The 10,922-nt window shown below is 38.9% G+C and carries 10 protein-coding genes and 2 pseudogenes; 5 read left to right on the top strand and 7 right to left on the bottom strand.

The annotated features are described in order from the left end of the window. Window positions 1-482: 482 nt before the first annotated feature. Window positions 483-1,307 carry a L,D-transpeptidase gene (locus H6G59_RS26805; protein WP_190721069.1) on the bottom strand — a complete coding sequence of 275 codons (825 nt, stop codon included), beginning with the start codon at window positions 1,305-1,307 and terminating at the stop codon, window positions 483-485. A gap of 562 nt (window positions 1,308-1,869) precedes the next feature. Between H6G59_RS26805 and H6G59_RS26800 the strand changes: the two genes are divergently transcribed. Both H6G59_RS26800 and H6G59_RS26795 read left to right on the top strand, forming a co-directional pair. Then, on the top strand, window positions 1,870-2,526 hold the full coding sequence (locus tag H6G59_RS26800) for a sigma-70 family RNA polymerase sigma factor (protein WP_190721066.1): 657 nt from the start codon (window positions 1,870-1,872) through the stop codon (window positions 2,524-2,526). Window positions 2,527-2,681: 155 nt separating this feature from the next. Beyond that, a complete protein-coding gene (locus H6G59_RS26795; protein ID WP_190721062.1) occupies window positions 2,682-3,314 on the top strand; it encodes an anti-sigma factor family protein in 633 nt (210 codons plus the stop codon). Between the two features lie 140 nt (window positions 3,315-3,454). Here the strand turns inward: H6G59_RS26795 and H6G59_RS26790 are convergent. The 3 genes and pseudogenes from H6G59_RS26790 to H6G59_RS26780 form a co-directional block, all read right to left on the bottom strand. Next, window positions 3,455-3,886, bottom strand: a pseudogene (locus H6G59_RS26790) (gamma-glutamylcyclotransferase family protein). Between the two features lie 29 nt (window positions 3,887-3,915). Beyond that, a complete protein-coding gene (locus H6G59_RS26785) occupies window positions 3,916-5,259 on the bottom strand; it encodes a TRAP transporter large permease (RefSeq protein WP_190721060.1) in 1,344 nt (447 codons plus the stop codon). Between the two features lie 8 nt (window positions 5,260-5,267). Further along, complete coding sequence (locus H6G59_RS26780) at window positions 5,268-5,891, bottom strand: TRAP transporter small permease subunit (RefSeq protein WP_190721056.1); 624 nt, start codon at window positions 5,889-5,891, stop codon at window positions 5,268-5,270. A gap of 250 nt (window positions 5,892-6,141) precedes the next feature. Between H6G59_RS26780 and H6G59_RS26775 the strand changes: the two genes are divergently transcribed. Then, window positions 6,142-7,281, top strand: a complete 1,140-nt coding sequence (locus H6G59_RS26775; protein WP_190721053.1) for a TRAP transporter substrate-binding protein — start codon at window positions 6,142-6,144, stop codon at window positions 7,279-7,281. A gap of 190 nt (window positions 7,282-7,471) precedes the next feature. Here H6G59_RS26775 and H6G59_RS26770 read toward each other — a convergent pair whose 3' ends face one another. Beyond that, window positions 7,472-8,290, bottom strand: a complete 819-nt coding sequence (locus H6G59_RS26770; RefSeq protein ID WP_190721050.1) for a DNA adenine methylase — start codon at window positions 8,288-8,290, stop codon at window positions 7,472-7,474. Continuing rightward, a complete protein-coding gene (locus tag H6G59_RS26765; protein ID WP_190721047.1) occupies window positions 8,283-8,729 on the bottom strand; it encodes a hypothetical protein in 447 nt (148 codons plus the stop codon). The genes H6G59_RS26770 and H6G59_RS26765 overlap by 8 nt, the downstream gene beginning before the upstream one ends. A gap of 171 nt (window positions 8,730-8,900) precedes the next feature. On the opposite strand from H6G59_RS26765, the pseudogene H6G59_RS27780 reads away from it, so the two are divergent. Both H6G59_RS27780 and H6G59_RS26760 read left to right on the top strand, forming a co-directional pair. Further along, window positions 8,901-9,116, top strand: a pseudogene (locus H6G59_RS27780) (IS110 family transposase); the annotation flags it as partial. Window positions 9,117-9,145: 29 nt separating this feature from the next. Beyond that, on the top strand, window positions 9,146-10,195 hold the full coding sequence (locus H6G59_RS26760; RefSeq protein ID WP_339328015.1) for an IS110 family RNA-guided transposase: 1,050 nt from the start codon (window positions 9,146-9,148) through the stop codon (window positions 10,193-10,195). 303 nt (window positions 10,196-10,498) lie between these two features. Here the strand turns inward: H6G59_RS26760 and H6G59_RS26755 are convergent, their stop codons facing one another. Then, window positions 10,499-10,804, bottom strand: a complete 306-nt coding sequence (locus tag H6G59_RS26755; RefSeq protein WP_190721044.1) for a hypothetical protein — start codon at window positions 10,802-10,804, stop codon at window positions 10,499-10,501. Between the last annotated feature and the right edge of the window lie 118 nt (window positions 10,805-10,922).

Raw genomic sequence — 10,922 nt, 5'->3', positions numbered from 1 at the left:
CTTTTGCTGTCATGTCAAGTAAAATTTTTCTCTGCTTCCTGCTGCTTATCTTGTTTCTTTTGTCAAGTTCATACTATACCAAATTAGATGAGCTTACCCTGCGTCAAGTCAGTGGCTTACTCCAAGTCTACGCACATAATTTTGAACAGAAATCACAATCTTAGTCATTAGTCATTAGTCAGTAGTCAGCGTTAAAATTAACAACTGACCACTGACCGAAGAGGACGCGGTGAGAAAGAAAGATTGTCTTCTGAGAGTCAACTCTTTTCCCATATCTCCGTGTCTCTTTACTCTTGACTTATCCCCGCGTCTCCGTGTCCCCGTGTCCCTCTTTCACCGTGTCCCCTTGTCTTCTTCAAAATCGACTTAATCTGCCTGATCCTCACCACAAATATTTACGCCGGCCTACTGATTGCGCCAAGCTGCACTATGGAATTTTTGCCCAGATGCGTGAATCATAACTAATCAACCGGACATGATTTCTAATCACGTACTGATACCAGTGTGCCTAAACCTACTTGGCTATATAACAACCGCACGTCAGCATTACGCATCCTTAAGCAACCATGAGACACGGCCGCTCCCAACAGGTCAGTATTAGGCGTACCATGAAAGCCAATTTCATTTCGTCCATCTGACCAAAAGCCAATCCATCGGTCTCCCAAAGGACTATTAGTACCGCCTTCAAATACTTCTCCAGTAATCGGGTGCCGCCAAATGGGATGGTGTTCCATGTGCATGACTTGAAAGTCACCCGTGGGCGTTTCCCATCCCGTCTTTCCTATAGCAACGGGGTAACTGGCTATGACTTGATCATAGCGATAAACATAGACACGGCGATCGCTTAAATCAACTACCACTTGTGTCTTACTAGTCCCTAATCCCTGAACAGATTTTGCTTGTGCCACACCCGGAAATAAAAAGCTCTTGGGCTGATTTTCAGCCTTCCGATTCTGTCTTTCAGGTTCTGGAACCACCAGTTTTGTCTTTTTTGGCGTATCCGCAGCACTAGCTACATATTTTTTGCCTGTTGTCAACTTAGTATGAGGCTTTGTAGCAGCCGAATTTGGTACAGATTCAGGGACATCTGCCCCTAAAGCAGTTTCCCCAATCCCAATCCCTTCTGAACGGCTTTGATGAGAGTAGGTTGGGGGAGAAGAATTTTGCCTCAATGTAGTGGATGCAGACTGATTCAACTGCCCTGTCGTTTTCATAATGCGCCAATGGACAGCCAGAGACAAAATTGCTGTGCCAAAACACAGGAACATCACCATCCGCGCTACAGATTCATTTCTTGCCATTGCCATCGCCTATTGTTTATCCCTGACATATCTGGCTGACTGTACCGATTTTAGATTGAAGAAAAGCCGATTTGAGATTTTTTGTGGCTATGGCAGCCCTCGCAGTCATAACTATCATAGTTACAACTACGTAATAAATCCAAAATCTTCAGAGCAAGCAGATTCATTTGTAGTCACAAGCCAAAAATCCAAAATCCAAAATCCAAAATCCAATGACTAATTGACTGCTTAGAGCCAGTCATTAGCAAAAAATTGCTCAGAAATTATCGGTTTTTTCATTCATATACCCATACTTTCATAATTTATAGATGGTAGTTTTTGTCAAGCCCTAGTGGTCAGTTGTCAATCTGATTACCTTCTTTCCTATTATGGGTAAGTCTCCATAGGGTTTCCGATTAGCCTTGTTTATCTTCTCCTTGTCTCTTTAGATAATACTGTTCGCTCATCTTCTAAAGAGTGTCTTTTCTTATATTTCTGTGTTCCGGTCATAAATCCGTCACCTGACTCAGGAACTTCTGACAAATTATCAGGTCTAATAGAAAGGGATAATTTCAAGCCAGTACGATCTATGAGTCAGTCGATTACTGTATCCTGGTCAACTGTTGATGCAACTTATTCGGAAGCATCGGTGCAAGTTGACAAACTCTCAAATCACGATCTCATTTTGCGCTGTCAAGTAGGATTGCGTCCAGACCGTGCGGCTTTTGCAGAACTGTTGCGCCGCTATCAGACTCAGGTCGATAGGGTTTTATACCATCTCGCTCCTGATTGGTCTGACAGAGCCGACTTGGCTCAAGAAGTTTGGATTCGTATTTATCGGAATATTAACCGATTACAAGAACCTGCTAAGTTTCGCGGCTGGTTAAGCCGTATTGCCACTAACTTGTTTTACGACGAGTTACGTAAACGCAAGCGGGTTGTTAGTCCCCTATCACTGGATGCTCCCCGCTCGGTAGAAGACGGCGAGATGGATTGGGAAATTGCCGGCGATACTCCAGGGCCTGAGGAAGAACTGACTACTAGAGAATTTTACGAACAACTGCGAGAAGCGATCGCTGATTTGCCAGAGGTGTTCCGTACTACTATTGTCCTCAGAGAAATTGAAGGGTTGGCATACGAAGAAATTGCCGAAATCACTGGAGTTTCTTTAGGAACTGTAAAGTCGAGAATAGCTAGAGCCAGATCCAGATTGCAAGCTCAGTTGCAAGTTTATCTAGATACCTAAATTTACAATACCTTTCTTCAGTTCAATGGCAGAATTTTAGAAATATTAAGAATTTCGGAAAAAACCAACTTTATCAGCCATTTCGAGGCAAAATGCTTAAACTCTCAAACTCATCCGCTGTGTTTACCCGTGTATGAATTGGTAAAAACGTTAAAATGAATACTGGTTCTCAGTTTTATGACCGTTCCCCTTCCCAACTTCCTCAGGATGTACCAGATGGAATGGCTAATCATACCAATGAATCAACGGGTGCTATGGATATAGAGAAGCGCAACGGCCTACGTCACAGCGAAGCAGATCGCTTCGAGTTATTGAGTGCTTATCTCGATGGCGAGGTAACAGCAGTCGAACGCAGGCAAATAGAAGAATGGTTGGCAAACGATGCCTCCGTTAAATGCTTGTATGGGCGACTATTAAAGCTGAGGCAAGGCTTAAAAACTATACCAGTACCAGATCAACAGTCACCAGAAGCAACATTCCAGCAAGTATGGACACGCTTGCACCGCCGTTCTCAGGCAGCTTGGATGGTTGGTGGTGCAGCTGTGGCTGCTTGTTTCATCGGCACAATATCCGGTTTATTGCCAGATACCGGATTGAAAATGCAACTGGCACAACAACAAATAAAACCAACTGTGGCAACCACACAACCAGCAGTTCCTGCTTCACCGCTGATGGTAGCCTTAAACAACCCAGTCATTGAAATTCCCAAAACAGCGGTGGCTTTTCCAAAACCGCCAGTTAATCCCCCCCAAAATCAACCGGAAGACACCCAACACGATATTAACTAATTAAAACCTTATCAGGTGAACTCTTCCAATAGCCATCAACTAGGCAGATACCGCCTAGCTGTTAACGAAGGCAGGAGGCCGTTTTTGTAACGGGGATTTATGCCCCGCTCCAAAAACTTTTCGCCTTAAAAGGCGAGGTTTTAGACCCGATTGTTTCGATAAATTTTTTTTGGAGTCATCAGATAAACCCAAGCCGAACCCAAAGACAACCCGGTTGGCTCAAAAATTTTTATATATTGCCGATCATAAAGGTTTTCTGCGATTTGTCGATTCGGCTGGTAATCTTCTAAATCATCCAATTCTGTTAAAAGCGATGAGTCAGCAACAGAAAGTAAATATCCGTGAACTTTGCTATCTCCTAAAGTCATCGCTGGATAACCCATTGGTAAAGCATATAGTTTACCAGGTGCGATAGCGTAAGCGCTGACTTGTCAGTTCGCCCTTTTCGCTTCTACCACTTTACCAGTACAATATTTTTGATAATTCACTTCACCTGGTTTGAGAGTTTTGAGAGTACCGTACACGAAAACCCGTAAAATTTGATTTATGCCAGCCTGATCGATATACTTCATTTACCGGAAATTTTTTGTAAGTGACTGCTTCAAGTCCCGGTTGTTGCCGAAATATCAATTAACCAGCGGACTGTTTGCGGGAAAATAATCACAATTAATAACACAATAAACTGTAATACCATAAAAGGAATAGCACTTTTATGAATATCAAAAGTACTCACTTCTTTAGGGGCAACACTTTGTAAATAAAACAAAGAAAATCCCACTGGTGGAGAAATAAACGCCGTTTGTAAATTAATTGCCATCACCACCCCAAACCAAACCATATCAATATTTAAAGCCTGGGCAGCAGGCACGAATAAAGGCATAGCAATAAAGCAAATTTCAATAAATTCCAGAAAAACTCCCAGCGCAAAAATCGCTAAATTACTAACAATTAAAAACCCCCAATATCCTCCTGGTAAACTTGTTAATAAATTAGTGATGAGAGTTTTTCCTCCCAACGCATCAAACACCAAACTAAACATCGAAGAACAGAATAAAATCATCACCACTAAAGATGTAATCACTGCGGTAGAATGAGCAGCATCACGAATTAATTGTGGTGTTAAACGTTTATTAAAAGCTGCGAGAATAGAAGCCCCAACTGCACCTACAGCCCCTGCTTCTGTAGGAGTGGCAACACCAAAGAAAATACTGCCTAATACTGCAAAAATTAAAATAATAGGTGGAACAACAGCTTTAAAAACTTGTTTAATTAATTGAGTACCTTGAGGAATTACAACATCAGCAGGTATAAGTGGAACTTTTTCAGGTTGAAAAAAAGCTAGTGCTAAAATATAGAGAATATAAGAACCAGATAACATTAATCCAGGAATTAATGCGCCTAAAAATAAATCTCCGACAGAAACACCAATTTGATCACTAAGAATTACTAAGACTAAACTCGGAGGAATTAATTGGGCTAAAGTACCGGAAGCAACTATTACCCCCGCAGCCAATTGTTTATCATAGCCATAGCGTAACATTACAGGTAATGATAACATCCCCATGACAATTACTGTGGCGGCAACGACTCCGGTTGTCGCGGCTAAAACAGTTCCTACTAAGACAACCGCTAAAGCTAAACCTCCGCGTACACGACTTAAAATAATTCCAATAGTTTCTAATAGTTCTTCAGCTAATCCTGATTTTTCTAAAACGGCACCAAGAAAGACAAAAAACGGAATAGCTAGTAAGGTAAAATTAGACATTGTGCCGAACCAACTATTAGGTAATAGTAGGAGACGAGCAGGATTAAAAGCCCCTACTGCTGTACCAATGAGTCCAAAAACAATGGCTGTACCAGCAAAGGAAAAAGCGACAGGAAAGCCACTCATTAAAATAAATAAAAAGCCGACAAACATGAAGATTGCTAACCATTCAAAACCCATAATTTTTCCTACTCAATATTGATATTTTCTGAAGTTTCTAAGCGAATTTTGTCTGCTACTTGTTGATAGCCTAATAATACTGCTAAATATTTAATGGCTTGAGAAATACTTTGTAAAAGCAGCAATAATAACGCTAAGGGAACCATAGTTTTGATTGGTGCGCGGGGTAAACCATTAGCATCAGAAGATACTTCCCAAGTTCCCCAACTGCCATCACTTGACCTTCCCCAAGATTGTAAAACAGGATTGAATGTTACCCAAATACCAATTAAACAAAAAGGAATTAAAAACAAAATCGTTCCGACAAAATCAACTAAGGCACGTCTTTTTTCACTCATATTAGTATAGAGAAAATCAACCCGCACATTTTCTCCATGCCGTAAAATATAAACAAAGCCGAATAAGAAAGTTAGAGAAAACAAATACCATTGTAGTTCTAATAAAGCGTTAGAAGATAATTGCACTCCAATGAAACGTCCTAGATAACGGACTACAACATTAAAAAAACCGACTCCAATTGTCAGTAATACTAGCCAGTTAGATAACCATCCAAATTTATCTGCACAACTATCAATAAATTGTGAAACTTTTAACAGTTTGCTGATGAGAGTTAATCTTTTTGAGTTACGCATATAACATATAAATTCAAGGTAAGAATTGAGAAAATAACACCGAGAATTCAGTATAAATAATACTTATCAAGTCGAGATGAATCAACTTTTAAAATACTGGCTCCTTGATATTCCTGAGATAAGCAAATATCCTGACTCCTGACTCCTGGCTCCTGAATTCTCACAATTAAAGCACCTTATTTTACATGAATTGTTGCATCAATATGATATTGTGGGAACAACTTATGGTTCGTTAATAGTATTAACTTTTATGAAACGTCGAGCTATTGTTAACAGATTAACTCAAAGTGCGATCGCAGCTACAGGAGTGGCAATAGTTGGTGGTTGTCAAAATGCTCAAAATCAAGCTGCCAAAGGGCAATCCGATATCAGTAACCTGCCCACCATTAAATGGCAAATGGCTACAAGTTGGCCATTGTCTTTAGAAACAATTTTTGGCGGAGCGCAGGTTTTAGCAGAACGTGTTAAAGTTCTCACTAACGGTAAATTTATTATCGAACCCCGTGCTGCGGGGGAAATTGCACCCGGTTTAGAAGTTCTCAATGTGGTTTCTCAAGGTGCGGTGCAAGCAGGACATACCGCAGCTTATTACTACATTGGCAAAAGTCCCGCCCTTGCTTTTGGTACATCAGTACCATTTGGACTTAATGCCCAACAACAAAATGCTTGGTTATATGAAGGGGGAGGTTTAGCCCAACTTCAGAAAATTTACGCAAGTAAATTTAATGTGATTCAATTTCCTGCGGGAAATACGGCTACACAAATGGGGGGATGGTTTCGTAAAGAAGTGAAAACACTTAATGATCTCCAGGGACTAAAAATGCGGATTCCCGGTTTAGGGGGGCAAGTTATGGCTAAACTGGGAGTTACAGTGCAGAATCTTCCTGGGGGGGAAATCTTCCAAGCCTTACAAACAGGGGCTATTGATGCGGCTGAGTGGGTAGGCCCCTATGACGATGAAAAATTAGGTTTAAATAAAGTCGCTAAATTTTACTATTATCCAGGTTGGTGGGAACCAGGTCCAACGCTGGAAGTACAAGTCAATTTAGATGAGTGGAAAAAGCTACCACCTCAATACCAAGCAGCTTTAGAAACGGCTGCATATCAGTCGAATACAACAATGTTAGCTCGTTATGATGCCCGTAATAGTGAGGCATTAGAAAAACTATTAAAAACGGGTACTCAACTTCGTGCTTATAGTCAGGAAATTTTGGAAGCAGCCGAAAAAGCATCTTTTGCTTTATATGATGAATTTGCAGCTAAAGACGCTGATTTTAAAGCTGTTTATGAACAGTGGAAACCCTTTAGAGATCGGATGTATGCTTGGAATAATTTGAATGAGGGCAGTTTTAGCCGTTATGCTTATGGGAAGCTGAAAGCAGGGAATTGAGATTTCCTAAATCATAATGTAGAGACGTTTCATGAAACGTCTCTATCGAGGTTGTGAAAAAGCATATTTAATTTTTGCTTTCAATTGACTAATACCAAATTAAGATGAAGCTGCATAGAATAAGATTTCAAGAATAATTGACCGCAGATAAACGCAGATAAACGCAGATGAATTAAATCCGCTATCATCACTAAAGGTAATAATTTTTGATAAATAACTCTTTACCTTTTTTGGCTTTTTCTTGTTTATAATTATTCATGCCATATTGTAACTCAAATTCGGTGATTTGGGCAAAGTCGAATAAATCTCTAATTTCTGGACAATCATCATAAGTGAGTAACCATTTGTGGGGACATTTTTTTAAAGATTCAGCAAATCTTTGATGATCAAAACTGGTATGTAAATTACCTTTAACTCCATAAAGTTTTGATTTTGTAGGTTGATAATAAGGAGGATCAAGAAATATAAATACATTATTTCCTTCAGTCATTAAAAGTGTTTCATAATCACCACAAGTAATTTTTACATCGGATAAAGACTGACTGATATTTTGTAATCTAGTAATAGAAGACAATGTAAATCTTTTTTCATAAGCTTGCTGAGAATATCCACCAGAATCCATAACACCTGAAAACGTGATACGATTCATTATAAAAAACCGCACAGCTACATCAAAATCATTAGATAAATGATCGATATTTTTTAGATAATTATATAATTCTCTACCATTTGGGGAATTTTCTTTAAATTGTTCGATTTTTAAGACTAAATTAGTAATATCATCTTTAGCATATTTCCAGAATGAATATAAATCAAAATAAAGATCATTAATCCAATATTTACGGATATGTTCTTCAAAGAGACTTTTAACTGCTAAAAAGACAGAACCACCACCAATAAAAGGTTCTCTAAATTCAGTCACATCTAGAGGAATTTGGGGTAATATCTGCTTAACAAGTCTGGATTTTCCCCCAGGATATCTGAGAGGACTTTTGATTAATTTATTCATGATGAGTAATAATAATTTTGAGTTTGGGGTTTTTGATAGTTTCCTGGTTTAATAAATCAATAATTTTTCTTAGTGTATTACTAAAATTGTTATTTTTACAGAAATTTGATACTACTGCTGCATTATCATTTGGTAAATATAGACTACCTTCAATTCTCCCGGTGATTTTTAATTGTGTCCTAAACTCCACTTGTACATTATCTAAATATAAAGAATCTAAATTACTGAAGAGAATCAATTTAAATAAACCATCTTTAATATCATCTATAGATGGCATTTTAGTTTTACTAGCATTTTTAGATTCCTGGATAATAAATTGATTATTCTCTATATAAATCTCATCAGCAGTTAAATGATAAATACCTCCTAAGTAGCCATCATGAACTGCGTACACCAGGAGGGATGAAAATGTAATAATAAAAGGTGCATGGTGTTCCACAGAGGTCGTGTCCACCTGGTGCGTAAAAGCCTGTTAAGTAGCCAGACCGGGATACCTACAAGAACCAGTAACTGTTGCCCCGTCAAAGGAAAGCACGAAAGTCAGATTATGACTCATGGGTATCAACGGGACACTGTGCTTTGTCTCCAATATTGATTGGGTGAGGTATTTATGGAAATAGTATACTCCCGTTGTGCAGGTCTTGATGTCCATAAAAAAACAGTAGTTGCTTGTGCAATCACACCCAAATCGGGTGGCGGCTGGAACAAAGAAATTAAAACATTTGGCACAATGACCAACGATTTACTGCAATTGTCAGATTGGCTAACAGTAAGAGAGTGTACCCATGTGGCCATGGAGAGTACGGGAGAATATTGGCGACCAATATTTAATATCTTGGAGGCAAATTTTGAAGTATTACTGGTGAATGCTCACCACATCACGGACAGTCCGCACAAGTCGGGGAACCCGCCCATGCGGCTGTCCTCAAAAATGTACCTGGACGGAAAACTGATACAAAGGATGCTCAATGGATTGGAGAATTGCTGATGCACGGACTAATAAGAGCAAGTTTTATTCCCCCGATAGAGCAAAGAGATTTACGTGACCTGATTCGCCATCGCACTAACTTTATCCGTGAGCGAGCAACATTAGTAAATCGAGTCCAAAAAGTTCTGGAAGGAGCGAATATCAAACTAGCATCGGTGGTATCAGATGTCATGGGAGTATCAGCAAGGGCAATTTTGAATGCGATTGTACAAGGTGAGAATAATCCGGAGTTGATGGCTAATTTGACTTCAAATCGTTTGAAAGATAAACGAGAGTCTTTAATCAAAGCCTTAGAAGGAAAAGTCAGACAGCATCAGCGTTTTATTCTGACAGAATTACTGTGTAATATCGATAATATCGACGAAACGATTGAGCGATTTAACCAACAAATTAAAGAGTATTGTTCCCCTTTTGAAAAAGCAGTGGAATTGCTCGATACAATTCCCGGTGTCGCACGTCAAACCGCAGAATTAATTGTTGGCGAAATTGGTACTGATATGAGTCGCTTTCCCACTCCTGAACATTTGGCAGCTTGGGCTGGTGTTGCTCCTGGTAATTGTGAAAGTGCAGGTAAACGACTTTCCTCCAAGATTCGTCATGGTAATAACAGTTTAAGAGTTGGACTTGTACAAGCCGCTCATGCGGCGACACGAACGAAAGGTTATCTTGCTGCTCAGTATCGTCGTATTGCCGCAAGACGCGGTAAAAAACGAGCAATTATCGCCGTTGCACATTCGATTTTAAAAATTGCCTACCACTTAATTTTGCGTCAAGAGCCTTATCAAGATTTAGGAGGTGATTATTTCGATCAACAAAAACCAGAGGCGACAAAAAAACGTTTAGTTAAACGGTTACAGAAACTGGGATATGAAGTTTCACTTACTGAACTACACACTGCCTCGTTAACGATCGCCTGATGGAAACAACTTGCTACCTTCTTGAGTTCAGATTGTCAAACCAATCACAGTCTGTACAGTCATTTTTGTTGATTAATTTCAGCGCCAAGTATTTTCAAGTCAGTTTGATATAAAAAATATTCCTTTATAACCATCACTTAAATACTCTAGCTTATGTGTAGTCATTGATTCTCTTTTAGCCGCAGCTAGTGATTTATCCAATGTATAAGCTTTAAATTTAGCTAGATTAAAATTACCTTCTTCGGTGAAGTTTTCAAATACATCAAGATGCTTCTGTCTCGAATGAAGACGGACATTTTGATTTTATGCTATATTTTCATAGCTGTTAACCGCATTTAAGTAAATATTTTTAAAATCTTTTTCAAAATGCGTAGTATTCCAATGTAGTGCAGTCATTTGATATTGGCTAATTTCTAAAATTTTCTCTTTTACATAATTATCATTAAATTTTTGCTTGGTAATTTTATCTTGAGAATTGATGACTATATCTGCTTGTTCATACCAGGCAAGAATAATATAAACGTTTAACAAATTCATCCAGGACAATGTAATAAAATTTATTCTATCATTGTTGGTTGTACCAGCACCTTCATCTTTAATTGGGAGCAACGCGATTTTGTGAGGTAGGGCAAAAAAAGTGCGATCGCCAAGTTAAAAACAGGCATCACTAAAAAATCTTTACCGTACAAAAAAATGATTTTACACATAACAAATAAATAATATTACT

The sequence above is a fragment of the Anabaena lutea FACHB-196 genome (assembly GCF_014698305.1).
In the GTDB taxonomy this organism is placed as follows: domain Bacteria; phylum Cyanobacteriota; class Cyanobacteriia; order Cyanobacteriales; family Nostocaceae; genus Anabaena; species Anabaena lutea.
The sequence above is the reverse complement of the archived record's forward strand: the minus strand, read 5'-3'. Positions and strand labels throughout refer to the sequence as shown.